General features: G+C 67.0%; 28 protein-coding genes. 21 read left to right on the forward strand and 7 right to left on the reverse strand.

Annotation, left to right across the window (positions count from 1 at the left end; genetic code table 11):
• Window positions 1-5: 5 nt before the first annotated feature.
• Both ACOZ32_RS07685 and gdhA1 read left to right on the forward strand, forming a co-directional pair.
• Window positions 6-842 carry an HpcH/HpaI aldolase/citrate lyase family protein gene (locus ACOZ32_RS07685; protein WP_205251580.1) on the forward strand — a complete coding sequence of 279 codons (837 nt, stop codon included), beginning with the start codon at window positions 6-8 and terminating at the stop codon, window positions 840-842.
• A 69-nt stretch (window positions 843-911) separates the two neighbouring features.
• Window positions 912-2165 carry an NADP-specific glutamate dehydrogenase GdhA1 gene (gene gdhA1 / locus ACOZ32_RS07690; RefSeq protein WP_205251581.1) on the forward strand — a complete coding sequence of 418 codons (1254 nt, stop codon included), beginning with the start codon at window positions 912-914 and terminating at the stop codon, window positions 2163-2165.
• 123 nt (window positions 2166-2288) lie between these two features.
• Here the strand turns inward: gdhA1 and ACOZ32_RS07695 are convergent, their stop codons facing one another.
• Entirely contained in the window at window positions 2289-3431 is a 1143-nt protein-coding gene (locus ACOZ32_RS07695) for a pyridoxal phosphate-dependent aminotransferase (protein ID WP_205251582.1), read from the reverse strand.
• Entirely contained in the window at window positions 3428-3829 is a 402-nt protein-coding gene (ribH, locus tag ACOZ32_RS07700) for a 6,7-dimethyl-8-ribityllumazine synthase (protein ID WP_010902429.1), read from the reverse strand. Before ribH ends, ACOZ32_RS07695 begins: the two co-directional genes overlap by 4 nt.
• 96 nt (window positions 3830-3925) lie before the next feature.
• Between ribH and ACOZ32_RS07705 the strand changes: the two genes are divergently transcribed.
• From ACOZ32_RS07705 to ACOZ32_RS07790, 18 genes are all read left to right on the forward strand, one after another.
• The gene (locus ACOZ32_RS07705; protein ID WP_229373398.1) at window positions 3926-5671 is read left to right on the forward strand and encodes a flippase activity-associated protein Agl23; all 1746 of its coding nucleotides are present in this window, start codon (window positions 3926-3928) and stop codon (window positions 5669-5671) included.
• 66 nt (window positions 5672-5737) lie between these two features.
• Window positions 5738-6892 (forward strand): 5-(carboxyamino)imidazole ribonucleotide synthase, encoded by a 1155-nt coding sequence (locus ACOZ32_RS07710; RefSeq protein WP_345944594.1) that lies wholly within the window; start codon window positions 5738-5740, stop codon window positions 6890-6892.
• Window positions 6889-7500 carry a 5-(carboxyamino)imidazole ribonucleotide mutase gene (purE, locus tag ACOZ32_RS07715; RefSeq protein WP_235263043.1) on the forward strand — a complete coding sequence of 204 codons (612 nt, stop codon included), beginning with the start codon at window positions 6889-6891 and terminating at the stop codon, window positions 7498-7500. Before ACOZ32_RS07710 ends, purE begins: the two co-directional genes overlap by 4 nt.
• 125 nt (window positions 7501-7625) lie before the next feature.
• Window positions 7626-8036 carry an NADH-quinone oxidoreductase subunit A gene (locus ACOZ32_RS07720; protein ID WP_010902433.1) on the forward strand — a complete coding sequence of 137 codons (411 nt, stop codon included), beginning with the start codon at window positions 7626-7628 and terminating at the stop codon, window positions 8034-8036.
• Window positions 8029-8736 (forward strand): NADH-quinone oxidoreductase subunit B, encoded by a 708-nt coding sequence (locus ACOZ32_RS07725; protein ID WP_010902434.1) that lies wholly within the window; start codon window positions 8029-8031, stop codon window positions 8734-8736. The genes ACOZ32_RS07720 and ACOZ32_RS07725 overlap by 8 nt, the downstream gene beginning before the upstream one ends.
• The gene (locus ACOZ32_RS07730) at window positions 8733-10421 is read left to right on the forward strand and encodes an NADH-quinone oxidoreductase subunit D (RefSeq protein ID WP_010902435.1); all 1689 of its coding nucleotides are present in this window, start codon (window positions 8733-8735) and stop codon (window positions 10419-10421) included. Before ACOZ32_RS07725 ends, ACOZ32_RS07730 begins: the two co-directional genes overlap by 4 nt.
• A complete protein-coding gene (locus tag ACOZ32_RS07735; RefSeq protein ID WP_012289200.1) occupies window positions 10422-11477 on the forward strand; it encodes a complex I subunit 1/NuoH family protein in 1056 nt (351 codons plus the stop codon).
• A complete protein-coding gene (locus tag ACOZ32_RS07740) occupies window positions 11474-11935 on the forward strand; it encodes a NuoI/complex I 23 kDa subunit family protein (RefSeq protein ID WP_010902437.1) in 462 nt (153 codons plus the stop codon). The genes ACOZ32_RS07735 and ACOZ32_RS07740 overlap by 4 nt, the downstream gene beginning before the upstream one ends.
• 57 nt (window positions 11936-11992) lie before the next feature.
• A complete protein-coding gene (locus ACOZ32_RS07745) occupies window positions 11993-12253 on the forward strand; it encodes an NADH-quinone oxidoreductase subunit J (protein WP_010902438.1) in 261 nt (86 codons plus the stop codon).
• The gene (locus ACOZ32_RS07750; RefSeq protein WP_205251585.1) at window positions 12250-12558 is read left to right on the forward strand and encodes an NADH-quinone oxidoreductase subunit J; all 309 of its coding nucleotides are present in this window, start codon (window positions 12250-12252) and stop codon (window positions 12556-12558) included. The genes ACOZ32_RS07745 and ACOZ32_RS07750 overlap by 4 nt, the downstream gene beginning before the upstream one ends.
• Window positions 12558-12860: an NADH-quinone oxidoreductase subunit NuoK gene (gene nuoK, locus ACOZ32_RS07755; RefSeq protein ID WP_010902440.1), complete on the forward strand. Its 303-nt coding sequence runs from the start codon at window positions 12558-12560 to the stop codon at window positions 12858-12860. The genes ACOZ32_RS07750 and nuoK overlap by 1 nt, the downstream gene beginning before the upstream one ends.
• Window position 12861: 1 nt before the next feature.
• Window positions 12862-14940 (forward strand): NADH-quinone oxidoreductase subunit L, encoded by a 2079-nt coding sequence (gene nuoL / locus ACOZ32_RS07760; RefSeq protein ID WP_010902441.1) that lies wholly within the window; start codon window positions 12862-12864, stop codon window positions 14938-14940.
• Window positions 14941-16500 (forward strand): complex I subunit 4 family protein, encoded by a 1560-nt coding sequence (locus tag ACOZ32_RS07765; protein ID WP_205251586.1) that lies wholly within the window; start codon window positions 14941-14943, stop codon window positions 16498-16500. It begins immediately after the preceding gene.
• Window positions 16497-17984: an NADH-quinone oxidoreductase subunit N gene (locus ACOZ32_RS07770; protein ID WP_205251587.1), complete on the forward strand. Its 1488-nt coding sequence runs from the start codon at window positions 16497-16499 to the stop codon at window positions 17982-17984. Before ACOZ32_RS07765 ends, ACOZ32_RS07770 begins: the two co-directional genes overlap by 4 nt.
• 66 nt (window positions 17985-18050) lie before the next feature.
• On the forward strand, window positions 18051-19484 hold the full coding sequence (locus tag ACOZ32_RS07775; protein WP_010902444.1) for a DHH family phosphoesterase: 1434 nt from the start codon (window positions 18051-18053) through the stop codon (window positions 19482-19484).
• A gap of 31 nt (window positions 19485-19515) precedes the next feature.
• Window positions 19516-20334 carry a CBS pair associated ParBc domain-containing protein gene (locus ACOZ32_RS07780; RefSeq protein ID WP_010902445.1) on the forward strand — a complete coding sequence of 273 codons (819 nt, stop codon included), beginning with the start codon at window positions 19516-19518 and terminating at the stop codon, window positions 20332-20334.
• A gap of 98 nt (window positions 20335-20432) precedes the next feature.
• Window positions 20433-20582: a hypothetical protein gene (locus ACOZ32_RS07785; RefSeq protein ID WP_205251589.1), complete on the forward strand. Its 150-nt coding sequence runs from the start codon at window positions 20433-20435 to the stop codon at window positions 20580-20582.
• Between the two features lie 128 nt (window positions 20583-20710).
• Window positions 20711-22414, forward strand: a complete 1704-nt coding sequence (locus tag ACOZ32_RS07790) for a methylmalonyl-CoA mutase family protein (protein ID WP_205251590.1) — start codon at window positions 20711-20713, stop codon at window positions 22412-22414.
• A 4-nt stretch (window positions 22415-22418) separates the two neighbouring features.
• On the opposite strand, the gene ACOZ32_RS07795 is transcribed toward ACOZ32_RS07790, so the two are convergent.
• Both ACOZ32_RS07795 and ACOZ32_RS07800 read right to left on the reverse strand, forming a co-directional pair.
• Entirely contained in the window at window positions 22419-23162 is a 744-nt protein-coding gene (locus ACOZ32_RS07795; protein WP_010902448.1) for a GNAT family N-acetyltransferase, read from the reverse strand.
• 54 nt (window positions 23163-23216) lie between these two features.
• Window positions 23217-23498, reverse strand: coding sequence for a DUF7520 family protein (locus ACOZ32_RS07800; RefSeq protein WP_229373400.1), 282 nt, complete (start codon window positions 23496-23498; stop codon window positions 23217-23219).
• 20 nt (window positions 23499-23518) lie between these two features.
• On the opposite strand from ACOZ32_RS07800, the gene ACOZ32_RS07805 reads away from it, so the two are divergent.
• A complete protein-coding gene (locus tag ACOZ32_RS07805) occupies window positions 23519-23644 on the forward strand; it encodes a hypothetical protein (protein ID WP_012289206.1) in 126 nt (41 codons plus the stop codon).
• Between the two features lie 57 nt (window positions 23645-23701).
• On the opposite strand, the gene ctaD is transcribed toward ACOZ32_RS07805, so the two are convergent.
• The 3 genes from ctaD to ACOZ32_RS07820 all read right to left on the reverse strand — a co-directional run bounded on the left by ctaD (window position 23702) and on the right by ACOZ32_RS07820 (window position 26240).
• Window positions 23702-25483: a cytochrome c oxidase subunit I gene (gene ctaD / locus ACOZ32_RS07810; RefSeq protein WP_010902450.1), complete on the reverse strand. Its 1782-nt coding sequence runs from the start codon at window positions 25481-25483 to the stop codon at window positions 23702-23704.
• Between the two features lie 125 nt (window positions 25484-25608).
• A complete protein-coding gene (locus tag ACOZ32_RS07815; protein WP_010902451.1) occupies window positions 25609-25836 on the reverse strand; it encodes a DUF6684 family protein in 228 nt (75 codons plus the stop codon).
• Window positions 25837-25877: 41 nt separating this feature from the next.
• Complete coding sequence (locus ACOZ32_RS07820; RefSeq protein ID WP_070807656.1) at window positions 25878-26240, reverse strand: DUF7541 family protein; 363 nt, start codon at window positions 26238-26240, stop codon at window positions 25878-25880.
• Window positions 26241-26296 lie beyond the last annotated feature (56 nt).

Raw genomic sequence — 26296 nt, forward strand, 5'->3', positions numbered from 1 at the left:
TGCACATGACCCGACGCAGCGTGCTGTTCTCGCCGGGCGACCAGCCCAGCCTGATGCGGAAGGCACCGACCACGGGGGCCGATGTGGTGGTTTTCGACCTCGAAGACGCCGTCGCGCCAGCCCGCAAAGGCGACGCGCGGCGCGCGGTCAGCGACCTGCTCACGGCCGCCGACTTCGACCCCGACTGTGAGGTCTGTGTGCGCGTCAACCCCGTCGGATCGGGCGCGGGCGACGACGTGGACGCGGTCCTCTCGGGGGGCGGCTTCGATTCGGTGGTGGTCCCGAAGGTGACCGACGCCGACGACGTGGCGACCGTCGACAGCCTGCTCGCCGAGCACGACGCCACATCGCCGGTGCTCGCGCTCGTGGAGTCGGCGGCGGGCGTGCTGAACGCCCACGAGATCGCAGCCGCAGGCCCCACGGACGCGCTGGTGTTCGGTGCCGAAGACCTCTCCGCGGACATCGGGGCCACCCGGACGGACGAGGGGACGGAGGTGTTGTACGCCCGCGAGCGCGTCGTGCTCGCGGCGAGCGCGGCGGACGTGGACGCCATCGACACCGTTCACACTGCCATCGAGGACCCCAGTGCCGTCGCCGCCGACGCGCGGTTCGCGGCCGACCTGGGGTTCGACGGGAAGCTGGCGATTCACCCGGCGCAGGTCGACCCGATCAACGACGCGTACACGCCCACCGAGGCCGACACCGCGTGGGCGACCCGCGTGCTCGACGCCGCAGCCGACTCCGACGCGGGGGTGTTCCGCGTGGACGGCGAGATGATCGACGCGCCGCTCATCGCGCAGGCCGAACGAATCATGCGACGGGCGCGGGCCGCGGACAACTGATTGGGCGCTGACGCTTCCGGCGGGGATGATCCGTCATGCTTATTCGTTGAGTTTGAAAGTGGCTTAGATATGCCGGAAGCCAACCCATTCGAGAGCCTGCAGGAACAGCTCGACGACGCCGGCGAGTTCCTCGATGTCAACGCGGACGTTCTCGAACGCCTGAAACACCCGGAGCGCGTCCTCGAAACGACGCTCTCCGTGGAGATGGACGACGGGACGATTGAGACGTTCAAAGCCTTCCGTTCGCAGTTCAACGGGGACCGCGGCCCCTACAAGGGCGGCATTCGCTACCACCCGGGCGTCACCCGCGACGAGGTGAAAGCGCTCTCGGGATGGATGGTGTACAAGACCGCCGTCGCAGACATCCCGTACGGCGGCGGGAAGGGCGGGATCATCCTCGACCCAGAGGAGTACTCCGACAGCGAGCTCGAACGCATCACACGCGCGTTCGCCACGGAACTCCGCCCGTTCATCGGCGAGGACAAAGACGTGCCCGCACCCGACGTGAACACGGGCCAGCGCGAGATGAACTGGATCAAAGACACCTACGAAACCCTCGAAGACACCACCGCGCCCGGTGTCATCACGGGGAAGGCGCTTGAGAACGGCGGCAGCGAGGGCCGAGTGAACGCCACCGGGCGCTCCACGATGTTCGCCGCCCGCGAGGTGTTCGACTACCTCGACCGGGACCTCAGTGACGCCACCGTCGCCGTCCAAGGCTACGGCAACGCCGGCAGCGTCGCCGCGAAGCTCATCGCCGACCAGGGCGCCGACGTGGTCGCCGTCTCGGACTCCTCGGGCGCGGTCCACAACCCCGACGGGCTGGACACGCGCGCGGTCAAAGCATTCAAAACGGAGACCGGCAGCGTCTCCGGCTACGAGGGCGCCACCGAGGAGCTCTCGAACGAGGCCCTGCTCACGATGGACGTCGATCTCCTCGTGCCCGCGGCGCTAGAAAACGCCATCGACGAGGACCTCGCCCACGATGTCGACGCCGACGTCGTCGTCGAGGCGGCCAACGGCCCGCTCACCCCCGACGCCGACGACGTGCTCACCGAGCGCGGCGTCACCGTCGTCCCGGACATCCTCGCGAACGCGGGCGGCGTCACCGTCTCGTACTTCGAGTGGGTGCAGAACCGCCAGCGCTTCCAGTGGACCGAGGACCGCGTCAACGAGGAGCTTGAGGCCATCATCACGGACGCCTTCGACGCGATGACCGACGCCCACGAGGACGCCGGCACGCCGAACCTCCGCACCGCCGCCTACGTGGTCGCCGTCCAGCGCGTCGTCGACGCCTACAAGGGCAGCGGCAGCTGGCCCTGAGAACGGCCGTAACTACCCGCTTCGTCCGCGGCGTCCCTGTCCGTGTCCGGCGCGCTTCCGGGTGTCGCATAACTGGGCCGGCGACCGGAGCGACGCCGACACCCGGGCGCACAGCGGCGGCCGCTACAGGTAGCCTTCGGCCGCGAGCCGATCGACTGCCGCTTCGAGGCGGTCGGTGCTCGCCGCGTAGGAGAGTCGCGCGTAGCCGGGCGCGCCGAACGCCGATCCGGGCACGGTTGCGACGTGGGCGTCTTTGAGCGCGTCTTGGCACCACGCCTGGTCGTCGTCGGCGACCGGGAGCATCAGGTAGAACGCGCCGTCGGGCGTCGAAACGTCCGTGCCGTGCTCGGCGAACAGGTCCACGAGCAGGTCCCGCCGCGATTCGAAGGCGGCGACCATCTCGTCGATGGCGTCGTCGGTGTGCCGGATGGCTTCGACGCCGGCGCGCTGGATGAAGTTCGCGGCCGACGAGACGGAGTGTGACTGCACCTTCCCGGCCTGATCGACGAGCGCCTCGGGGCCGGCGAGGTAGCCGAGTCGCCACCCGGTCATCGAGTACGCCTTCGAGAACCCGTTGATCGTGACCGTGCGCTCGAACATTCCATCGAGGCCCGCGAGGCTCACGTGCGCCGGGCCGTAGTTGACGCGCTGGTAGATCTCGTCGGAGATCACCGTGATGTCGTGGTCGACGGCGAGATCCCGAACGCCCTCCATGGCCGCCCGCGAGTACACCGCACCCGTCGGGTTGCTCGGGGAGTTCACCACCAGCAACTCGGTGTCGTCGGAGACCGCGTCCGCGAGGTCGTCGAGTGCCGGCTCCAACCGGAAGTCGTGGGGCGCGAGGTCGACGCGGTTCAGCTCGCCGCCCGCGAGCTTCGCCATCGCCTCGTAGGACACCCACGCCGGGTCCAGCAACGCGACCTCGTCGCCCTCGTCGACGACCGCCTGAAACGTCTCGTAGAGCGCCTGCTTCGCGCCCGGGGTCACGATGACGTTGCCCGCCTCGTAGTCGAGGCCGTCGCCCTGCAGCTTCTCCGCGATCGCGTCCCGGAGTTCGGGCACGCCGTTGGACGGCGCGTAGCCGGTGTGGCCGGCGTCCATCGCCGCCTTCCCGGCGTCCACGATGTTCTCCGGCGTGTCGAAGTCGGGTTCGCCCACGGACAGATCGACCACGTCGACGCCGTCGGCTTCCAGTTCGCTCGCGAGAGTGCTCACCGCGAGGGTTGCGCTCGGTTCAACGCTCGTGACTCTGGTGCTGAAGTTCATAGTTCCTGGGTCAGACTGACCGCGCTTTCGACCGCCGCCGCGCCTTTCTCCACACGCTCTCGGGCTTCCGCGCCGGACATGCCGGGGCCGGACACGCCGAACGTCACGGGCGTGTCGCGTTCGAGGCTCACGTCGGTGAGCGTGTCGGCGGTCGCGCTGGCGATCACGTGATCGTGGTCCGTGTCGCCGGTGACGATCGCGCCGACGACCGCCACGGCGTCGATGTCGTCGCGGCGCGCGAGCCGGTCGGCCGCCAGCGGCGAATCGTACGCCCCCGGCACGTGTACCGTGTCCGTGATCGCCGCGTCGGCGTCGGCGGCCGCCTCCCGCGCCGCCGCCTCCATCCGTTCGGTGACGCTGCGGTTGAACTCCGCAACCACCAGCCCGAGCCGTGTCATACCAGTCCTATCTTCGGGCGTGGACTAATGCCTACCGCTCCCGCCCTCCAGCAACACGCAACACTTGTATGCGCGCCGATCCGTCCCACGGACAACATGGACTCGACGGGACGCGACCGCCGTGTCGTGGTTGCCGGCGCGGTCGCCGCCGTGGTTGCGGGTGCGCTCGCCGCGCGCCTCGCCGGGCTGGGCGCGCGGCCGTTCCACGCCGACGAGGCGCGCGTCGGGTACTGGATCCTCGACTACCACGCGACCGGCGCGTGGTCGTATCGGCCGATCGTTCACGGGCCGTTCCTGTTCCACGTCAACGACGCGCTGTTCGGTCTGTTCGGGGCGTCAGACGCGGTCGCGCGCGCCCCGGTGGCGGTCGTCGGCGGGCTCCTGCCCGGCGTCGCGTGGCTGTTCCGGGGGCGACTCGACGACACCGAGGTCATCGCGCTCGCCGGCCTGCTCGCGTTCACCCCCACGTTGGTGTACTACTCGCGGTTCATGCGCAGCGACGTGCTCGTGGCGGCGTTCAGCCTCGCCGCGGTCGGGTTCGCGGTCCGCGCCCACGACACCGGACGCCGCTGGCTGCTCCCGGTCACCGCGGGGTGGCTCGCGCTCGCGCTCACGGCTAAGGAGAACGCGCTCGTCTACGCCGCCATGTTCGCGGGGGCGGGCGCGCTCGTCGCGGATCGCCGGCTGCTCACCGCCAATCCCCGGGGGCTGTCCTGGACGCAGTCGCTGCAGGCCGGTGTCACACGGGCCGCCCGCGGATTCTGGGCGTGGCGGCGCACGCTCGCGGCGTCCGCGGTGGTTGCGGGTGCCGTGTTCGTCGCGTTCTACACTCCTCGGCCGGTCGCGGGCGGACTCGGCGCTACTCCCACCCGGCTTCCGTCCGCCGTCGCCGCCGGGTCCGCCGACGCCGCCCATGCCCTCTGGCAGACGTGGGTCGTCGACGGGGTCGACCGCGACCACAGCTACATCGCGTACCTGGTGGCCGCCGTGCGCACGCTGGCCACGACCGCCGTCGTGGTCGCGGGGGGTGGCGTGCTCGGGTTCCTCGCGGAGCGGTACGCCGCCGACACTCCCCGGCCGCTCGTGCTGTTCGCGGGCTACTGGGGGCTCGCCTCGGTCATCGTGTACCCCGCGATCACGACCGTGGCGGGCGCGTGGTCGGTGACCCACGCGGTGGTGCCGCTCGCGATCCCGGCGGCCGTCGGCATCGCCGCCGTCGTCCGCACGGGACACAGCGCGGTTGCGTCCCGGGACACGGTGAGCGCCGCGCTCGCGGGCCTGGTGTTGCTGGCCGCCGTCGCACAGGTCGGCGTGGTGGCGGCCGAAACCAGCTACGTGACACCACAGGCCGGCGACAACCCGCTGGTGCAGCCCGGCCAACCGACCAGCGACATGCATCCGGGCCTGGAATCGGCGGCGTCGGTGCTGGGGCCGTCGACCCGCGGTGACCCGGCGGCCGAGCGCGGTGCCGGTGTCGTGTACGTCGGCGACCAGTTCGCCGTCTCGTCGCCGTTCGACCGCGGAGACCCCGCACGCGTTGCGGGCACGTCGTGGTTCGACCGCCTCCCGCTGCCGTGGTATCTCGAGCGCGCCAACGCCACCGTCACGTCGACGCCCCGCCCCGACGCGGTCGTGTCGTGTGACGCGGCCGCCGGCACCGCCTCGCTCTGTGACGCGCCCGTGGTGATCGCGCCCGCCACCCACTACGACGAACTCGCACCCACGCTCGGTGACCGCGGCTACGACAGCGTCACCTACGAACTCGACGCCGATGGGCCGATCATCGTGGTGTTCGTGGACACGACAGCGCCCGGATACGAACCGCCAACGCCCAACAAGTAACCAGGTTCGTGTATACTTCTCGGTCCAACTGGGCAATTCTTATGCAGGTGTAGGTGGGAGGTGTCGGTGATGACACGCGTGCCCGGTTCCACGATCGGCGTCGTGGGTGGCGGCCAACTCGGCCGGATGCTGGCCGACGCCGCCAGCCCGCTCGGCGTCGACGTGATCGTCCTCGACCCGACGCCGGACTGCCCCGCCTCACAGCCCGCAGCCGACCACATCCGCGCCGACTTCGACGACCCCGATGGCGTCCGGGAACTCGCCGCGCGCGCGGACGTGCTCACCTACGAGATCGAACTCGCGGACCCCGACGTGCTGGCCGACGCCGCCGGGGCACACGAGGTGGCGGTCCACCCCTCACCCGAGACCCTGCGCACGATCCAGGACAAACTCGTGCAGAACCGCGCGCTCGCCGACGCCGACATCCCCGTGCCGGCGTTCCGCGCGGTCGACGACGCGGCCGACCTGCGCGCGGCCTTCGAGGAGCTCGGCGCGCCGCTGATGTTGAAACGCCGCACCGGCGGGTACGACGGCAGCGGGAACGCCCCCGTGGACTCCGTCGCCGACGCCCGCGCGGAGTTCGACGGCGACCTCGGCGGGTTCGTCGCCGAGGAACTCGTCGACTTCGAGCGCGAACTCTCGGTCATCGCCGCCCGCGGCGACGCCGAGACGGCCACGTTCCCGGTCGCCGAAAACCTCCACGAGGCGGAGATCCTCCGGGAATCGGTCGTCCCGGCGCGCACCAGCCCAGCCGTCCGCGAGGACGCCACCGGTGTCGCCGCGGACGTGCTCGACGCCCTCGACGGCCGCGGCGTCTTCGGCGTCGAACTCTTCGCCGTCGACGGGCGCGTGCTCGTCAACGAGATCGCACCCCGCCCCCACAACTCCGGCCACTACACCATCGAGGGGTGTCGGACCTCCCAGTTCGAACAGTGCATCCGCGCCGTCCTCGGGCTCCCGCTGGGGGACACGACGCTCCGCGAACCGACCGTCATGGCGAACCTCATCGGCGACCCGGATGTCGATCCACATCCGGCGACGATCGCCGGCGTCCCGGCCGCGTTCCGCGACGCCGGCGTGGCGCTGCACTGGTACGGGAAACGACAGCTCCGCCCGCACCGGAAGATGGCCCACGTCACCGTCAGCGGCGGCGACGACCGCCTGGCGAGAGCGCGCGCCGCCCGCGATGCCGTCTCGTTCACCGACACCCACCACTCATGACAACCGTCTCAGATCTCATCGACCTGTTCGAGACCGAAGCAGCAGCCGACCATCCGCCCGACGAAACGCCCGACGTCGGCGTCATCATGGGCAGCGACAGCGACCTGGACGTGATGGCGGGCGCACACGACGCGCTCACCGACCTCGGGTTCACCGAGCTCACCGACTACGACGACCCGCCGACCGGATACACGTTCGAATCCTGGGTCGTCTCCGCCCACCGGACGCCGGCACTCATGGACGCGTACGCGCGCACGGCCGCCGCCCGGGGACTGGACGTCATCATCGCCGGCGCGGGCGGGAAATCAGCCGACCTCCCGAACATGACCGCGTCGCTCGCCTACCCCATCCCGGTCGTTGGGGTGCCCGTCCAGGAGAAATCCGTGCCATCAGTGATCGGCATGCCGACCGGCGCGCCGATCACGGCCGTCGACGCCGGGAAATCCTACAACGCCGGCCTCGCTGCCGCCCAGTTCCTCGCCACCGACGACCCCACGCTCGCCGACCGACTGCGCGACCTCCAGGCCGCCCGCCAGGAGGGGGTCGCCGATGTCTCGGCGCGCCTCCACAGCCAGGGAACCGACAGCCTTCGCAGCCCCCAGAACTAACCGCGCCACCCCGACTGCGGCTAGGGGCCTGAAACTCCGGATAACGCGTTCCTCTGCCCGTAAGGCCATAAATCAACGTTTATGAGTGTGCGGTTCAAACTCCCAGCCGTCACGGAGATAATCCTATGAATCCATGGATCGCCATCGGTATGCTGGCGCTCGTATCCGTTCTCATCCCCGCAGGGATGCTGAGCGTCTCGTCACTGATCCGGCCCAGCGTATCCGAGCAGGGAAAACGAGCCACGTACGAGAGCGCGGAGGTGCCGACCGGGAACGCGCGACTCCAGTTCAACACGCAGTACTACATGGTCGCGTTGCTGTTCCTCGTCTTCGACATCGAAACCGTGCTCATCTTCCCGTGGACCGTCATCTACCGCGACGCGCTCGCGATGGACGGGATCGGCCTAACGAACGTGCTTGCGCCGATGCTCGTCTTCATCGGTATTCTCGTCGTCGGCCTCGCATGGGCCTGGCGCAAGGGCGTCGTGCAGTGGATGCGGACCCCGGCACACGAACAAAGGACCACACATGAGTAGTGACCAACCAAGAGACAGTATCACCGACACGAGTGACCCGTTGACATCGACTCGTGACGCCCGCATGGGGGATGGCGTCGACGATCGATTCAACTCCCGGCTCCGCGAGGCGTTCGGCTCCACGCCGTTCATCCTCACGAAGTTCGACAAGTTCATGAACTGGGTCCGGGGATCGAGCATGTTCATGCTGCAGTTCGGGATCGCCTGTTGCAGCATCGAAATGATGCACACGTACTCGGTCAAACACGACCTCGACCGCTTCCACGCGGGGGTCCCCCGGGCATCCCCGCGGCAGGCTGACGTGATGATCGTGCCCGGCACTATCGTCTCGAAGTTCGCGCCGCGCATGAAGCGCGTCTACGACCAGATGCCCGAGCCGAAGTTCGTCGTGAACATGGGCAACTGTTCGACGTCCGGCGGCCCGTTCCAGGAGGGGTACAACGTCGTCAAGGGCGCCGAGGAAGTCATCCCCGTGGACATCCACATCCCCGGGTGCCCGCCGCGCCCGGAAGCGCTCGTCTACGGCGTCGCGAAACTCCAGGAACGCATCGCCAACGGCGAATCGTCGCCGGTCACGGTCAAGCCATACGAACTCGAAGAGTTCGGCGACCTCGAACGCGACGAGATCGTCGACAAGCTCGCCGCCGACATCGACGAGGAGTCGCTCGTCATGCGGTACAACTGGGCTGATTCACCATGAGCACACAGCAAGAAGACGACACGCCGGACGTCGACGACGCCGCTCCGGCGACGCCGGCATCCGGCAGTCCCGCAGCGCTCGAGGCGCTCATCGAGGACCACGTCCTCGAACGCGAGGACCACCTCAACGCGCCCGGGTTCGTCATCCGCGCCGACGCCGTCCAGGACGTGCTGTCGACGCTCAAAACGGAGGCCGGGTTCGACCACCTGTCCTGTGTCACCGCCGAAGAGCACGAGGACCGCTTCGAGAGCATCTATCACCTCCGGAAGTACGACGACCCCACACAGGAGGTCTCGATCATCGTGCCCACCAGCCGGGACAACCCCGTCAGCGAGACGGCGGAGCCCGTCTTCCGCACCGCCGACTGGCACGAACGCGAGGCCTACGACCTCGTGGGCGTCGAGTACGACGACCACCCGAACCTCGAACGCATCCTGCTGCCGGACACCTGGCAGGGCCACCCCCTGGGGTTGGACTACAACCAGAACAAACCCCAGATCGTCACCTTCGACGAGCACAAGAACCCACTGGAGGGCCACGAGCAGGCCGCCGATGACTCGGACACGATGTTCCTCAACATCGGCCCACACCACCCCGCAACACACGGTGTGCTCCACGTCGAAACCGTCCTCGACGGCGAGCAGGTCGCGGACGTCAACCCCGACATCGGCTACCTCCACCGCTGCGAGGAGCAGATGGCACAGAAGGGGACGTACCGCCACCAGATCATGCCGTATCCGGACCGCTGGGACTACGGCCCGGGCGGCATCCTGAACGAGTGGGCGTACGCCCGCACCGCCGAAGACCTCGCGGACATCGACGTCCCCGAGTACGCGCAGATCCTGCGCACCATGGGCGGCGAGCTGTGCCGCATCGCGTGCCACATGCTCGCGCTGGGGACGTTCTGTCTGGACATTTACGGCGACTTCACCGCCATCTTCATGTACGCGATGCGGGACCGCGAAGTCGTCCAGAACATCCTCGAAGACCTCACGGGCCAGCGGATGATGCTCAACTACCTCCGCCTCGGCGGCGTGGTCTGGGACATCCCCGAGCCCCGCGCGGAGTTCTTCGAGAGCGTCCGGGACTTCCTCGACGAGCTGCCCGAGCGCCTCGACGAGTACAGCGACCTCATCACCAGCAACGAGATCTTCCAGGCGCGAACAGTCAACACCGGTGTTCTCGACTACGAGACCGCCAAAGACTACGGCGTGACCGGCCCGGTGGCTCGCGGCTCCGGCGTCGACTACGACGTTCGCCGCGACGACCCCTACGGCTACTACCCCGAACTCGACTGGGACGTCGTCACCGAGGACGGCGGCGACAACTACTCGCGGCTGCTCGTGCGCATGGAGGAAGTCGAGCAGTCGGCCCGCATCATCGAGCAGTGCGTCGACCTGCTGGAGGGCTGGCCCGAGGACGAACGCGACATCCAAGCCAACGTCCCGCGCACGCTCAAGCCCGAGGCGGGCACCGAGACCTACCGGACCGTCGAGGGCGCCAAAGGCGAGCTCGGCGTCTACATCCGCGCCGACGGCACCGAGAAGCCCGGCCGGTTCAAGATCCGCAGCCCGTGTTTCTCGAACCTCTCCGCGCTCAAGGAGATGTCCACCGGGGAGTACATCCCCGACCTCGTTGCGACCCTCGGCAGCCTCGACGTGATCCTTGGGGAGGTGGACAGATAGATGGCCACGCAGACACCCCTGCCGGACATCATCTCGGACCTCCTCGGTGTCGGCGGGTTCCTCGGGGACGCGGTTTCGATGCTGGTCGCCGCCGCGCTCGTCGGCACCATCATGCTCACGATGACCGCGTTCGCCGGCCCGTGGGCCAAGCGGAAGATCACCGCGGCGTTCACCGACCGCATCTCGGTCAACCGCGTCGGCCCGTGGGGGCTCGGAACGATCGTCGTCGACTCCGTGCGCCTGCTCTCGAAGGAGCTGGTGATCCCGGAGGGCGTCGACCGGCCCGCCTACGACCTCGCACCGATCGTGCTCGCGGGGTCGGCGCTGTTCGCGTTCGCCGTCATCCCGATGGGCAACGGCATCCAGCTTGCCGACCCCGAAGTCGGACTCGTGTTCGTGTTCGCCATCGCGTCGATCGCGAGCCTGGGGCTGATCATGGGCGGTTACGCGTCGAACAACAAGTACAGCCTGCTCGGCGGCCTGCGCGCCGTCGCGCAAAACATCGCGTACGAGATCCCGCTCGTGCTCACTGCGGCGTCAGTCGTGTTGTTCACGGGGACCCTGCAGCTCAGCGAGATCGTCGCCATCCAACAGAACACCACGCTTGCGACCATCGCCGGCGTCCGCATCCCGGCGTGGTTCGCGTTCGTGAACCCGTTCGCGTTCGTGCTGTTCGTCGTGGCGAACCTCGCTGAAGTCGGCCGCAACCCCTTCGACACGCCGGAAGCACCGACCGAGATCGTCGCCGGCTACCAGACGGAGTACTCGTCGGCGTACTTCGTGCTGTTCTACCTCGGCGAGTTCATCCACATCTTCCTGGGCGGTGCGATCATCGCAACGCTGTTCCTCGGCGGCCCTGGCGGGCCGTTCCTGCCCGGGTTCGTCTGGTTCACGATCAAGATCTGGGCCGTGTACTTCTTCACGCAGTGGTGCCGGTCCGCGATCCCACGCGTGCGGATCGACCAGCTCATCGGCATCGGCTGGAAGGGACTGCTCGTGTTGTCGTTCGCGAACCTCGTGCTCACCGCGACTGCACTCGGGGTGACTGGACTATGATAGGCCTCCTCAAATCGATGGCGACGACGATGAAACACGCGCTCAGCGGTGATACGTTCACCGTCGAGTATCCCGAGGAAGCGCCCGAAGTGTCGGCGCGCTTCCGCGGCGTCCACAAGTTCAGCCAGGAACGCTGCATTTGGTGTCGGCAATGCGAGAACGTCTGTCCGAACGACACCATCCAGATCGTGACGGACAACCAGCGCAACGGCGAACAGTACAACCTCCACGTCGGCCAGTGCATCTACTGCCGGCTGTGTGAGGAAGTCTGTCCCGTGGACGCCATCCTGCTCACGGAGAACTTCGAGTTCACTGGGGACACGAAACACGATCTCGTGTTCAACAAAGAGCAGCTGAAAAACGTACCGTGGTACAACGATATCGACCCGGTTGCCTCGCGCGAACCCGACCGCGGCGCCTGGATCGGTGACGGCGAGGGCGAAGTCGACTACCAGTAGACGAGCGTCTCGAAACCTACATAGGGCGCTCTCTCAATCCATCAGGTGACCAAATCAATGCCATACGAGACACTCGCGTTCGCGTTGTTCGCTGCCCTCACGGTAGCGAGCAGCCTCGGTGTCGTTCTCGTGCGGGACGTGTGGCACTCCGCGCTGTTGTTGGGCATCGCGTTGCTCAGCATCGGCGTCCACTACGTGATGCTGCAGGCGCCGTTCCTCATGGCGATGCAGATCCTCGTGTACGTCGGTGGAGTGCTCATCCTCATCACGTTCGCCGTGATGCTCACGAAGAAACAACCGGGGGTGACGTCCTCGTGACGTCGCGCCCGGAGTTCGCGGGCGACCTGAACTTCGGTTCCGGGTTGGCCGCAGTCGCGCTGTTCGCTGTCATGGCCGTCGTGTTCGTCGGTGCGGGCTTCGAGTCGGCGACCGCCGGGTTCCCGGCGGACGTTTCCGTCACGGCGAGCCTCGGCTACGTACTCATGGACCTCAACGGCACGGCGCTGGCGGAGGCGACGCCGGGGTTCCTCGCTGCGTTCGAGATCATCGACGTCGTGTTGGTCGCGGCGCTGGCGGGCGCCGTCTTCCTCGCAAACCGCGGCAGCCAGGGAGGTGACCAGTGATGGTGCCCATGGAGTACTACCTCCTGTTGTCCGCTGCCGTCTTCTGTATCGGCGTCTTCGGCGTGCTGACGCGCCGCAGTGCGTTGCTGTTCCTGATGTCCGTCGAGTTGATGCTGAACGCGGCGGGCATCAACCTCGTGGCGTTCTCGTGGTTCCACGGGAACCTCTCGGGGCAGGCGTTCACGCTGTTCGTGATGGCGCTTGCCGCCGCCGAGGTCGCGGTCGGTCTCGGCATCATCCTGACGCTGTATCGTAACTTCGATGACATCGATGTGACAAACGCGACGACGATGAGGTGGTAAGATGGCAGGTGCATTAGAGTTCATTCCGGCGATTCCGTTGTTGCCGTTCGCGTCGTTCCTCGTTGCCTTGCTTGCGGGCTATTTTGCACCCAAGCTGCTCCCGAAGGGCGGCGCGATTCCGGGTATCGTAGCGACCGCTGGCTCATTGGTGGTCTCGGTGTGGGCGTTCGTCACCGTGAGCCAGGGCGAATACATTGCCGAGTCGATCTACACGTGGGTGGCGGCCCCGAACGCGTTCAGCCTCCACTTCGGCGTGCTCGTTGACCCGCTGGCCGCGATGATGCTCGTCATCGTCTCGCTGGTGGCGTTCCTCGTGCACGTGTTCAGCCTCGGGTATATGAACGACGAGGGCGAGGGCGGACTCCACCGGTATTACGCCGGGCTTGGCCTGTTCACGTTCTCGATGCTCGCGTTCGTCGTCGCGGACAACCTCCTGATGGCGTTCATGTTCTTCGAGCTGGTGGGGCTGTGTTCGTACCTCCTCATCGGCTTCCACTTCCGCCAGCAGGGGCCGCCGAGCGCGGCCAAAAAGGCGTTCCTCGTCACGCGCTTCGGTGACTACTTCTTCCTCATCGGCGTGGTGGCGGTGTTCGCGACGTTCGGCACGGCGCGGTTCGTCGCGACCGGTGAGGGCGCACACGCGTTCCCCCACATGGCCGAGCAGGCGCTCGCCGCGGTGGGCGGCGAGGGCACGATGCCCGCACACGTCGCACACTTCCTCGACGTGGTCGGGATGAGCGCCCAACAGTGGTTCAGCGTCGTTGGGCTGCTGGTTCTGGGCGGCGTCATCGGGAAGTCCGCGCAGTTCCCGCTGCACACCTGGCTGCCCGACGCGATGGAGGGTCCAACGCCGGTTTCGGCGCTCATCCACGCCGCCACGATGGTGGCGGCCGGCGTCTACCTGGTCGCGCGCATGTACGGCTTCTACGCGCTGCTACCGACCGTGTTGGCGATCATCGCGCTTGTCGGCGGGTTCACCGCGCTGTTCGCCGCGACCATGGGTGTGGTCAAAGACGAACTCAAGCAGGTGTTGGCGTACTCCACCATCAGCCAGTACGGCTACATGATGCTTGGCCTGGGGACCGGCGGGTATATCGCCGCCAGCTTCCACCTGCTCACGCACGCGTTCTTCAAGGCGCTGTTGTTCCTTGGGGCGGGATCGGTGATCATCGCCATGCACCACAACGAGAACATGTGGGACATGGGCGGTCTCCGCAAGAAGATGCCGGTCACCTACTACACGTTCCTCTCCGGGAGCCTCGCGCTGGCGGGGATCGTGCCGTTCGCGGGTTTCTGGTCGAAAGACGAGATCCTCTACGAGGCACTCATCTACGGTGCCGGCGACAGTCCGATCCTGCTTGCGGCGTACGCGATGGGGCTGCTCGCAGTGTTTTTCACCGGGTTCTACACCTTCCGCATGGTGGTGCTCACCTTCCACGGTGAGCCCCGCTCCGACACCGCAGAGGACCCACACGGCGTGCGGTGGAACGTCAAATTCCCGCTCGTCGTGTTGGGGGTGCTTGCGGCCACGGTGGGGCTGGTGAACATGACGCCGGTCGCGGAAGCGACGGGCCTCCACATCGAGTTCCTCCACACGTGGCTCGCCGGCCCCGAGGGCACCGCGTTCTCGGCGCTGGGCTACGAACACTACCATCACCTCCTGGAGTCGTTCGCCGGCTACCACGCCGCGGACATCGCGCCGTTCGTTCCCGCGGCGGTCTCGCTGGCGCTCGCGCTCGGCGGTGCCGGCCTCGCGTGGCTGCTGTACAGCGGCCCAGCACCCACCAAGCACACCGAGAAACTCGGCGCAGCGAGAACACTGCTGTACAACAACTACTACCAGGACGAATACCAGGTCTGGCTCGCGAAGGGCGTGACGCTGCCCCTGGCTCGCGGCGCGGACACGTTCGACCAGGGCGTCATCGACGGCATCGTCAACGCCGTCAGCAGCATCAGCCTGTTCTCCGGCGGCCGCATCCGCCGCATCCAGGACGGCATCGTCAGCCACTACGCGACGATGCTCACGCTCGGCTTGGTCGCGTTGCTTGTCGTCTTCGGCGTCACAGGGGGGTGGTTTTAGATGATGATAGAAGCGTTACTCGGCGTTACGCTGCTGTCGGCGCTCGTCGTGATGCTTGCCCCGGACCGCATCGCGGGGAAGCTCGCCGCCGGCCTCAGCCTGCTTCCCGTCGTGGGGAGCGTGTGGATGTTCGCACAGTTCGACGGGAGCGGGAACGCCCTGCTTGAGGGCGGCTCGCTCGCGTTCGAGACGATGACACACTGGATCACGATCGGGCCGTACACGCTGAACTGGCACGTCGGCATCGACGGCATCAGCATGCCGCTGGTCGTGTTGTCGACGATCCTCACCACGCTCGCCATCACGAGCGCGTGGACGCCCATCGACGAGCGCCAAAGCCAGTTCTACGCGTTGATGTTGCTCATGGAGGCCAGCCTCCTGGGCGTGTTCACGGCGCTTGACTTCTTCGTGTGGTTCGTGTTCTGGGAGTTCGTGCTGGTGCCGATGTACTTCCTCATCGGCATCTGGGGCGGCCCCCGGCGGAAATACGCCGCCATCAAGTTCTTCGTGTACACGAACGTCGCGAGCCTGCTGATGTTCATCGGGTTCATGGCGCTCGTGTTCGGGCTCGACGTCACCACCATGGACATGCCCGCGATCGCGCAGGCGATCCACGCCGGGCAGTTCGGGACGACGTACGGCCTGGGCGCGGAGACGCTGAAGACGGTGGCGTTCTTCGCGATGTTCATCGGGTTCGCGGTGAAGGTGCCGACGGTCCCGCTGCATACGTGGCTGCCCGACGCCCACGTGCAGGCCCCGACGCCGGCGTCAGTGATGCTTGCGGGCGTCCTCCTGAAGATGGGGACGTACGCGTTGCTGCGGTTCAACTTCACGATGATGCCGGGGATCGCACAGCAGTACGCGGTCCCGATCGCCGCGCTGGCGGTGCTCTCAGTGATCTACGGGGCGATGCTCGCGCTCGCACAGCGCGACCTCAAACGCATCGTCGCGTACTCGTCGGTGTCCTCGATGGGGTACGTCATCCTCGGGTTGGTGGCGTACAACTACTACGGGGTCGGCGGCGCGACCTTCCAGATGGTCGCTCACGGCCTCATCTCCGGCCTGATGTTCATGTGTGTGGGTGTCATCTACAACACCGCGCACACGCGCATGGTCGGTGACCTCTCCGGCATCGCGGACAAGATGCCGGTGACCGCAGCGGTGTTCATCGCCGCCGCGTTCGGGTACATGGGCCTGCCGCTGATGGCCGGGTTCGCCGGCGAGCTGTTCATCTTCCTCGGCGGGTTCGGCGCCGACTTCGCGCACGCCCAGCTGTTCACGGCGCTGGCGATGTTCGGCATCGTGATCGTCGCCGGCTACCTGCTGTTCGCGATGCAGCGGGTGTTGTTCGGGCCGTTCGCCGCCGAAACTGACTACGACATCGTGCCGGCGGCGCTCCACGACACCGTGCCGATCGTCGCGTTGCTCCTGTTGGTCATCGTGGCCGGAACCGTCCCGAACGTGTTCTACGGCATGATCCAGGACGCCGTGACGCCGGTGGTGGACGCCGCGGCGTCTGCGAGTGCTGTCGTGGTGTCAACCGGGGGTGTGTTCCTGTGACGGAGCTTCCGCCGTTGACACCGCAGTTCGTGCTGGTCGCAGCGGCACTGCTCGTGTTCGGTGTCGACACGCTGTTGCCGGACCGCGACAACAACACGCTGCTCGCCGGGATCGCGACCGCCGGCACGCTGCTCGCCGCCGGGACGGCTGCGTGGTTCCTGTCGGCGGGCACCGGCGACGCGCAGTTCGTGCAGTTCGACGGCGCGATCATCGTCGACGCGCTGTCGCTGTTCTTCGTGGTCGTCGTCGGCTCGGTCGGCACGCTGGTCGTGATGGCCAGCCACGACTACCTCGACGACGCCGACAGCGTCGCGGAGTTCTACGCGCTGACACTGCTTGCCGCCACCGGAATGACGCTGATGGCAGCCGCCAACAGCCTCGTGACGGTGTTCATCAGCCTCGAACTCGCCAGCCTCCCGTCGTACGTGCTGGTGTCGTATCTGAAACGCGACCGCGGCAGCATCGAAGCCGGGCTGAAATACTTCCTCATCGGCGCGCTGTCGTCGGGGATCATGCTCTACGGCATCAGCCTCGTGTACGCCGCGACCGGCGTCATGGGGCTGGCCGCGATCGCGGACACGATCACCGCCGGCACCGACTTCGTTGGCGTGCTGGGGCTGGGGATCGTGATGCTGGTCGCCGGGTTCGCGTTCAAGACCGCCTCCGTGCCGTTCCACTTCTGGGCGCCGGAGGCCTACGAGGGCGCGCCCGCGCCGGTGTCGGCGTTCATCTCCTCGGCGTCGAAAGCCGCCGGGTTCGCCGTGCTGTTCCGCGTGTTCACGACCGCGTTCCCCCTGGACGTCATCGCCGGCACGGTCATCGACTGGTCGCTGCTGTTCGCGGCGCTGGCGGTGGTCACGATGACACTCGGGAACTTCGCGGCGGCCACCCAGGAGAACGTCAAGCGGATGTTGGCGTACTCCAGTGTCGGCCATGCGGGCTACGTGCTCATCGGCCTCGCCGCGCTGCAAAGCGGCGGCGGCGCACAGAACTCCCTCGTGTTGGGGGCGTCGATGATGCACCTGCTCGTCTACGGCTTCATGAACACGGGCGCGTTCCTGTTCGTCGCGCTCGCGGAGTACTGGGACGTGGGCCGGACGTTCGAGGATTACAACGGCCTCTCGAAGCGCGCGCCCGTCGCGTGTGTCGCGATGACCGTGTTCATGTTCAGTCTCGCTGGCCTGCCGGTCGGCGCTGGCTTCCTCTCGAAGTACGTCCTGTTCGCGGGCGCGGTCCAGTCCGGGTTCGCGTGGCTGGCGGGCATCGCAGCCATCAACAGCGCGCTGTCGCTGTTCTACTACTCGCGGGTCGTGAAGGCGCTGTGGATCGAGGACCCACGCGACGACCTGTCGCTTTCGGGGCAGCCGACGGGCCTCTACGTCGCCGTGCTGGCTGCGGCGGTCGGCACGATCGCGCTCCTGGTGGCGTTCGATCCCGTCGCGCAGACCGCAACGCACGCCGCTGACGTGCTGTTCGCTGGCTGATCCGGAGTTCGGCGCGGTTCCACAGCGGTACTTTTTAACAGGCTCGTGGGTAAGGCATGGCAACGAATGGTTTCTCGGCTGGTGCTTGGCTGCGGAACGGTCGGGCACGCTGTCATCGGCTCGCTGGCGGACCGACGCGGGGAGTTGTTCGTCTTCGACGGCGACGAGAGCCGCGTGGACAGCCTCCGCAACGAGTCCGTCGCCGCCGAAGTCCGGGACGTCACCGATCCGGCGGCGATCACGCTCCCGGATCGGTCGGTCGACATGGTCGTCGTTGCCGGGGAGCGCGCCGACCGGAACCGGCTGGCCGCGATCGCCGCCGACGCGGCGCATCCCGACGCCGGGCTGGTGGTGTATCTGGGGTTCGACGCGACGCCGAAAGACCGCCACCGGATCGACTCGGTCGCGGATCGCGTCGTCGATCCCGGCGCGGAGCTGCTGTCGCACGCCAACTCGTTGACCGAATCGGGCGCATCACAGCGCCTCCAGGCGCTGCGCCAGACCCTGCAAGGGATCGACGGCCGCCTCGGGGTGTTCATGCACGACAACCCCGACCCCGACGCGATCGCGGCCGCCGTCGGCCTCCAGCGCATCGCCGAGGACGCCGGCGTCGACAGCCAGGCCTGTTACTTCGGGGAGATCTCACACCAGGAAAACCGGGCGTTCGTGAACCTCCTGGAGTTCGACCTGCGGAACGTCGAAACACAGTCCGACGCCGAATTCGACGCGGTGGCGCTGGTCGACCACTCCGGCCCCGGGGTCAACGACCAGCTCGCCCCCGACACCGACGTGGACATCGTCATCGACCACCATCCGCCGACGACCGATGTCGACGCCGGGTTCACCGACATTCGGCCGGACACCGGCGCGACCAGTACGATCCTCGTGGAGTACCTGCGTGGCTACGGGATCGACGTCCGGACCGCGGTGGCGACAGCACTGTTGTACGGGATCCGCGTGGACACCGACGACTTCGCGCGGGAGATCACGCCGCGTGACTTCACGGCCGCCGCGTGGCTGTTGCCCAACGCCGACACCGACGTGCTCGAACGCATCGAAGCCCCGTCACTGAGCGCGGACACCTTCGACACCATCGCCGCCGGGATCCGCAACCGGCAGCTCAATGGGTCCGTGTTGGCGTCCTGCGTGGGGCAGATCACCGCCAGGGATACGCTCGCACAGACCGCCGACCGCCTGTTGGCGATGCGGGGCGTGGCGGTCACGTTCGTCTACGGCTACTTCGACGGCACGATCTACGTCTCCGCGCGGTCGCGCCGAAAGGACCTGGATCTCGGTGCGGTGCTCCGGTCGGCCTTCGACGACCTCGGGTCGGCCGGCGGCCACGCCGACATGGCGGGTGCACAGCTCCCCCTGGGGCTGTTCGACGCCGTCGGTGAGGACGCAGCCACGACGCTCACCGAGATGATCGAGGAGGTGGTCGCGTCGCGGTTCTTCGAGGAGGTCCACGGTGGCACCTCCGGCATCCAACAGGGTGAGTGAGCTATTTCTGCGGCGGCGGCGTAGTCCCGGTATGGACGAGGCTTTAGCGCACGCCAACGGCGAGACGCCGGCCGTCGGGGACTACATGACCAGGGACGTCGCGACCGTGTCCGCAGACGACACGGTCTCGGACGTTGCGGCCCGGATCTCCGAGAGCGATCACAACGGGTTCCCGGTGACCGACGGCCGACACGTCGAAGGGTTCGTCTCCGCGCGCGACCTCCTGTTGGCCGATCCCGACGAACTGCTGTTCAAGGTGATGACCGAGGACCTGGTGGTCGCGCACCCGGAGATGGACGTGACCGACGCCGCGCGGGTCATCCTGCGCTCTGGCATCCAGAAACTCCCGGTGGTCGACGACGCGGGCAACCTCGTGGGTATCATCACGAACGCCGACGTGATCCGCTCCCAGATCGAGCGCGCGACCCCCGAGAAAGTCGGCAAGCTCATGCGAACGCTGGAGACGATACACGGCGTTTCGATCACCGAGGAGCGCCGCACGGTCACGATCAGTGACGTCGTTCCGACCCAGGGGAAGGTGTACGCCGACGAACTCGAAGGCCGCCGCTACGAGCTCGAAAACGGGCTGGCGGAGCCACTCGTGGTGATCGACAACGGCAGCACCGGCGACGACGGCAGCCTGCTGTTGGCCGACGGCCACCACCGCGTGATGGCCGCCGAACGCGCCGGCGTCGCGGAGATGGACGCGTACGTCATCGTGTTGGAGCGCGCGGTCGATCTCGGGATGGCGCGGACCGCCCGGACCGAGGGCCTGGACTCCATCGCGGACATCGATGTCGTCGATTACGCGCGCCATCCGCTGGTCGAAACGATCGAACGCCTCCAGTAGGGTCCACGGACTGTTATTACCGCGATCGACCGCTCGACACGCTGGGCGTCAACAACGCAAAAAGCCGCGTGCAGGGCAGCCAACTGCTCCAGATCGCAATGGCAGACGGCGTCGCGCTCTGGGCGCGCCTCCTCGGGGAGTTGACCGTGCTCGTGGTGACCACCGTCGGCTACCTCGCCGCCGGGTACGTGGCGTTCTACTACTGCCAGCGGTGGGCGCGCCGAGACGGCGTCATGGGCCACTACTGACCGGCTGCCCGCCAGTCACGTGCCCACAGCCCTGCTCGGTGCTGCCGCATGGCCACGCCCGACCACCACCATTCGAACCCGATCCCCACCGGTTCCTTAATGAATCTTCCTGAATGAGTGTGTCACACATGTACGATGACGACGACCTCGCGGACATCCGGGAGGCACGCGACGACTGGACCGAAACCACGCTCGGGCCGGTGCGGGACGCGTACGGCGAGCGCAAAGCCCGGTTTGCGACCGTCTCGAACATGGAAGTCGATCGGCTCTACACGCCCGCCGACGTCGCCGACACCGACTACAACGAGGACCTCGGGTTCCCGGGCGAGTTCCCGTACACGCGCGGCGTCTACCCCACGGGGTACCGGGGTCGGACGTGGACGATGCGCCAGTTCGCCGGCTTCGGCACCGCCGAGGAGACAAACGAGCGCTTCCACTACCTCATCGACAACGGCCAAACCGGGCTGTCGACGGCTTTCGACATGCCGTCGCTCATGGGCCTGGACTCCGATCACCGAATGAGCCTCGGGGAAGTCGGCAAGGAGGGCGTCGCCGTCGACACCCTCCGAGACATGGAGATCCTCTTCGACGGCATCGACCTCGCGGCGGTTTCGACGAGTTTCACCATCAACCCCAGCGCGCCGGTCATCTACGCGATGTACCTGGCGTTGGCCGACCAGCAAGGCGTCCCCCGTGAGGACATCCGTGGCACCCTCCAAAACGACATGCTCAAGGAGTTCATCGCACAGAAAGAGTGGGTTGTGCCGCCCACGCCGTCACTGGACCTGGTGACCGATGTCGTCGAGTACTGCGTCGCCGAAACGCCGAACTTCCACCCGATCTCGGTGTCGGGCTACCACATCCGCGAGGCCGGCTCGACCGCGGTCCAGGAGCTGGCGTTCACGCTCGCCGACGGGTTCGCGTACGTCGAGGACGCCATCGACCGTGGGTTGGATGTCGACGCGTTCGCGCCACAGCTCTCGTTTTTCTTCAACTCCCACAACGCCATCTTCGAGGAGGTCGCGAAGTTCCGGGCGGCCCGCCGGATCTACGCGACCCTCATGGACGACTGGTACGGGGCCGAGGCCGACGCCGCAACGCAACTGAAGTTCCACACCCAGACCGCCGGGCAGAGCCTCACCGCCCAACAGCCCAAGAACAACATCGCCCGCGTCACGCTCCAGGCGCTGGCCGCGGTGCTCGGCGGGAGCCAGAGCATTCACACGAACTCCTTCGACGAAGCACTCGCGTTACCCAGCGAGGAGGCGGTGCGGGTCGCGTTGCGGACCCAACAGATCATCGCCGAGGAGTCGGGCGCGGCGGACATCGTTGACCCACTGGGTGGCAGCTTCGCCGTGGAGTCGCTCACGAACGAGATCGAGGCCGAGGCGATGGCGTACCTCACCGAGATCAAGGAGCTGGGCGACGGCAGCGTCCGCGACGGCGTGCTGGCCGGCATCGCGGACGGCTACTTCCACCGCGAGATCCAGGAGTCCGCCTACGAGTACCAGTCCCGTGTCGACGACGGCGAGGAAACCGTCGTGGGCGTCAACGAACACGAGATGGACGCCGACACCAGCCCGGACACGCTTCACGTCGACGCGGAGGCCACTCGGGACCGGCAGCTCGGCCGCCTCAGCGACGTCAAGGCCGAGCGCGACGACGACGCCGTCGAGGCCACGCTGGCCGAGCTTCGGGCCGGAATCCGCGCGGACGAGAACACCATCCCGTACATCGTGGCCGCGGTCAAGGCGTACGCCACCATGGGCGAGATCATGGCCGTGTTCAAAGACGAGTTCGGCGGCTACCAGGAGACGGCCGCCGCCGCGTGACCACTCAGAGGTAGGCCGCGTCCCACCGGGTCTCCCGGCGCTCGTTCCCACAGTTGTTGCATGCCACTCGCCCCATCGTGTTCATCGCGGTGTCAGCGTGCTCGCAGGCCGCACAGTAAAACCCGTATTTCGTCTCCCGATCCGCGTCCCGGTACGCCGCGTAAAACGGCGCATCAGAGCCGCGCTCGCGTTCGTCCAGCGCCACCCAGAGGTCGCCGACCGTGGTCTCGCGCCGTTCGGTCATCGCGGCCGTGCTCGCGGCCGCCGGGAGCTTGACGTACAGATGCTCGGTGTGGGTGTCGTCGCGGATCGCCAGCTCCCGGGTGCCGCTTCGCGCGTAGCCGTGCGCCTGATAGAAGTCGTTGCCGGGTTCGTTGGCCGCGAGCACCCGCCCCTCGATCCGGCTCGCGCCGTGTTCCAGCAGGTGTGTTTCGGTGTCACTGAGCAGGCTGCCGCCGACCCCGTCGCCCCGGGCGTCCGGGTGGACGTGCAGCCACTGGATCGCCGCCACGTCCCCGTCGCGCTCGCTCTCCGAGAACCCGACCACTGCGTCGTCCCGTTCGGCGACCAGATACTGCACGGCGTCGGTGTCCAGGCGGTCGGCCAGGCGGTCGCTGTCGTACCACTCGGTGGCCGCGGTGTGCACGATGTCGTCGCCCAACGGATCGGCGTACGACGCCTCCAAGGACGCGTTTGCGACTGCACGAACGGCGTCGCCGTCGGCGTGGGTTGCCTCCCGAACTATCATGATCGTTCGTTCGGATGCCACGCATATATACGTGCCTGCCACCCGTCGTCGTGGTCACTCGCGGTTCGACACCAAGATGATCGCCGCCAACCCGACCCCCAACAGCGCACCCACGGCACAGACCCCGAACACGGCGAGGTTCAACGGGGTCAACTCGAAGACGATCGGGCCGAGGCTTCCGTACTCCGGGGACGGCCCGGTCGCGAGCGGGCCGGCCGCGCCACCGTTGCCGTACACGATCACGCCCAGCACGTAGCCGAAGATGCCGGCCGTCCCCATCGCGCCGGCGTACATCCACAACACGATGCGACGCCCACTGCTCTCGGTGTCACTCACGGCCGGTCGTTGGTGGCGCAGTGAGTAGCCTTTTGCGGTGTCACGCCCAACGCAGCGCCATGGAAGACAAAGTCGTATTGTTGCTGTTGTTCGGCGGGATCGCAGTCCTCATGTTCATCACCGGGTTCGTACTGGTACTCGCCTGACAGCTCCGCCGCTGGGCGTACGCCGCCCGAACCCGCAGAAAACGTCGCTGACGGCGGCTACGACTCGGTGTCGCTGTCCGCGGCCGGCTGCCCGCCGTCAGTCACCGCGTCCGCCTCGGATTGCGCTTCGTCACCGCCGTCGGGGAGCACGGTCGTCTCCTCTTTCGCACGGAACCACGCCCAGTCGTTGGTGAACTGGTCGGTCTCCTCTAGGTCCCATGGGTCAGTGGAGTCGACGCGTGGCCCCTCACGCCACGAGGTCGCCATGTTGAACAGCCAGATCAGCGTCGACACCCCGATCAGGAACGCCCCCACTGTTGCGAGCCGGTGTGCGGTCGCGAACTGCGGGATGTACGTCGCGTACCGCCGTGGCATCCCGCCGTAGCCGAGCCACAACATCGCCAGGAACGTCGCGTTGGAGCCGACGAGCGCCGTCCAGAAGTGCGCGTGCGCCAGGCGCTTCTGGTACATCCGGCCCGTGACCATCGGGAACCAGTAGTACGACGCCGCGAACAGCGCGAACCCGATCGCACCGTAGACGATGAAGTGGAAGTGACCGACCACGTAGTAGGTGTCGTGCAGGATGAGGTCGATCGGAATGACCGCGAGGAACACGCCGGTCACACCGCCGATGATGAAGTTCTGCACGAACCCGATGCAGAACAGCATCGGCGCGGTCAGGCGCAGTTTCCCGTTCCACATCGTGGTGATCCAGTTGAACACCTTCACCGCCGACGGGATCGAAATCGCCAGCGACACCGCCATGAAACTCGACCGAATCCGCGGGTCGATGCCCGTCGTGAACATGTGGTGGGCCCACACCCCGAAGCTCAGCACGCCGATCGCCAGCGTCGAGTAGACGACGAACTTGAACCCGAACAGCTTCCGCCCCGAGAACTTCGGCAGGATCAGCGACACGATCCCCATCGGCGGCAACACGAGCACGTACACTTCGGGATGGCCGAAGAACCAGAAGAGGTGCTGCCAGAAGATCGGATCCCCGCCGGCGACCGTGAAGAACGTCGTTCCGAAGTTCCGGTCGAGCAGCAGCATGATGAGGGCGCTGCCGAACAGCGGGAACGCGAACAGGATCAGTCCGGACTGGGTGAGCATCGTCCACGAGAAGATGTCCAGATCCGGCCATCCGACGTCCTCACCGCGCTCAGTGAAGATTGTCGCGATGAAGTTGATCGCGCCCATCGTCGCGGACACGCCGGTGAGGTGCAGCCCCAGCATCATCATGTCCACCGCGGGACTCGACATCTGGAGCGACAGCGGCGTGTACATCGTCCACGACGTCTGTGCGGTGGCGATCCCCGGGATCAGGAACCCGGACCAGATGAGGATCGCGCCCGGCGGCAGCAGCCAGAACGCGATCGCGTTGATGCGCGGGAACGCCATGTCGTCGGCGTCGATCAACAGCGGGATGAAGTAGTTCCCGAAGGCCGCGATCATCGGCGTCCCGAACAGGAACAACATCGTGATCCCGTGACTCGTCAACAGCCCGTTGTACAGCGACGGGCTGATCAGTGTCTCACTGCTCGTCGCAAGCTCAGTCCGCATCAGGAGCACCGACACCCCGCCCCATGCGAACGCGATGGTGCCGTAGACGCCGTACAGGATCCCGATGTCCTTGTGATCGACCGTCGTGAACCAGCGGATAATGCCCCCAGGCTTCTCCTCGTGCGTGTAGCCGGTGCGCTCCCCGAGCCCACCGCCCACGTCGCTGAGGGGCGTGTACGACCGCCAGTCCTCGAGTCGCGCGAGGACAGCGACCACGCCGACGAGCAACACGCCCATCAGCACAGTGAGTGTAATCGATGACGCTGCTGTAGCCATGCCTCCTAGTCAGGATTCGACGGTAAAGAAAGCTTAGGATTGTCCACGGAAATGTCGGCGCGACCACGCCACCAAGTCAGCGGTCGACACGAGACTGTGCGGCGTCGCCGCGCGGCGGGCGGTGCCTACGTCTCCGGGCCCTCGATGGCCTTGGCGGCGAAGTACGTCAGCACCGCGAGCGCGGTGAAAATCCAGCCGATGAGCACGAACTGGATGATGCGTTTCAGCGTGAGCCCACCGTCCCACGGGTTCAACACCATGAAGACCACGAAGAAGAACCCGAGAATCGCCAGGGGAACGAGGTTCACCGTGATGTCCAGGATGGTATCCCGGTCGAAGAGTCGCGCTGACATTGGTGTGTAGTGAGTGTGGCTGACTGATATACGTTGCTAGTTCAGAGCCGCTGGGTTTCGTAGAGGAACGCCACCGCCGACGCCGCCCAGACGAGCACACTCGTGCCGAGCATCGCGATCCCGCGGGTGGTGGCGGTTGTCCCCGTGTAGATGACCGCCCCGAGCACGGCGAACAGCACGCCGACGGCGACGCCCGGCCGCCAGAGGGTGTCGGCGAACGCCGACTCGCGGGTGATCCCGACCACACAGGCGGCGAACAACAGCATGCCACTGACCGCGACCGGGGTCAACCCCTCGAACACGAGTCCGACCTCGGTGACGACGATCCCGATCACGAGCGGGATCGGCCACGGGCTGGCTCGCGTGTACTGGTCGCTGAGCCCCGGCTCAGTTCGTTCAGCCATGCACACGCCTTGGGGTGACAGCATTAGAAACCCACCGGTTCACGCCGTCGTCCTGG

Origin of the sequence: Halobacterium sp. MBLA0001, from assembly GCF_049705385.1 — an archaeon.
In the GTDB taxonomy this organism is placed as follows: Archaea; Halobacteriota; Halobacteria; order Halobacteriales; family Halobacteriaceae; genus Halobacterium; species Halobacterium salinarum.

Coding starts and splice junctions, on each gene's coding strand:
- ACOZ32_RS07685 (WP_205251580.1), top strand. CDS start 6: ATGACCCGACGCAGCGTGCTGTTCTCGCCGGGCGACCAGCCCAGCCTG.
- gdhA1 (WP_205251581.1), top strand. CDS start 912: ATGCCGGAAGCCAACCCATTCGAGAGCCTGCAGGAACAGCTCGACGAC.
- ACOZ32_RS07695 (WP_205251582.1), bottom strand. CDS start 3,431: ATGAACTTCAGCACCAGAGTCACGAGCGTTGAACCGAGCGCAACCCTC.
- ribH (WP_010902429.1), bottom strand. CDS start 3,829: ATGACACGGCTCGGGCTGGTGGTTGCGGAGTTCAACCGCAGCGTCACC.
- ACOZ32_RS07705 (WP_229373398.1), top strand. CDS start 3,926: ATGGACTCGACGGGACGCGACCGCCGTGTCGTGGTTGCCGGCGCGGTC.
- purE (WP_235263043.1), top strand. CDS start 6,889: ATGACAACCGTCTCAGATCTCATCGACCTGTTCGAGACCGAAGCAGCA.
- ACOZ32_RS07720 (WP_010902433.1), top strand. CDS start 7,626: ATGAATCCATGGATCGCCATCGGTATGCTGGCGCTCGTATCCGTTCTC.
- ACOZ32_RS07725 (WP_010902434.1), top strand. CDS start 8,029: ATGAGTAGTGACCAACCAAGAGACAGTATCACCGACACGAGTGACCCG.
- ACOZ32_RS07730 (WP_010902435.1), top strand. CDS start 8,733: ATGAGCACACAGCAAGAAGACGACACGCCGGACGTCGACGACGCCGCT.
- ACOZ32_RS07735 (WP_012289200.1), top strand. CDS start 10,422: ATGGCCACGCAGACACCCCTGCCGGACATCATCTCGGACCTCCTCGGT.
- ACOZ32_RS07740 (WP_010902437.1), top strand. CDS start 11,474: ATGATAGGCCTCCTCAAATCGATGGCGACGACGATGAAACACGCGCTC.
- ACOZ32_RS07745 (WP_010902438.1), top strand. CDS start 11,993: ATGCCATACGAGACACTCGCGTTCGCGTTGTTCGCTGCCCTCACGGTA.
- nuoK (WP_010902440.1), top strand. CDS start 12,558: ATGGTGCCCATGGAGTACTACCTCCTGTTGTCCGCTGCCGTCTTCTGT.
- nuoL (WP_010902441.1), top strand. CDS start 12,862: ATGGCAGGTGCATTAGAGTTCATTCCGGCGATTCCGTTGTTGCCGTTC.
- ACOZ32_RS07765 (WP_205251586.1), top strand. CDS start 14,941: ATGATGATAGAAGCGTTACTCGGCGTTACGCTGCTGTCGGCGCTCGTC.
- ACOZ32_RS07775 (WP_010902444.1), top strand. CDS start 18,051: ATGGTTTCTCGGCTGGTGCTTGGCTGCGGAACGGTCGGGCACGCTGTC.
- ACOZ32_RS07780 (WP_010902445.1), top strand. CDS start 19,516: ATGGACGAGGCTTTAGCGCACGCCAACGGCGAGACGCCGGCCGTCGGG.
- ACOZ32_RS07785 (WP_205251589.1), top strand. CDS start 20,433: ATGGCAGACGGCGTCGCGCTCTGGGCGCGCCTCCTCGGGGAGTTGACC.
- ACOZ32_RS07790 (WP_205251590.1), top strand. CDS start 20,711: ATGTACGATGACGACGACCTCGCGGACATCCGGGAGGCACGCGACGAC.
- ACOZ32_RS07795 (WP_010902448.1), bottom strand. CDS start 23,162: ATGATAGTTCGGGAGGCAACCCACGCCGACGGCGACGCCGTTCGTGCA.
- ctaD (WP_010902450.1), bottom strand. CDS start 25,483: ATGGCTACAGCAGCGTCATCGATTACACTCACTGTGCTGATGGGCGTG.
- ACOZ32_RS07815 (WP_010902451.1), bottom strand. CDS start 25,836: ATGTCAGCGCGACTCTTCGACCGGGATACCATCCTGGACATCACGGTG.
- ACOZ32_RS07820 (WP_070807656.1), bottom strand. CDS start 26,240: ATGGCTGAACGAACTGAGCCGGGGCTCAGCGACCAGTACACGCGAGCC.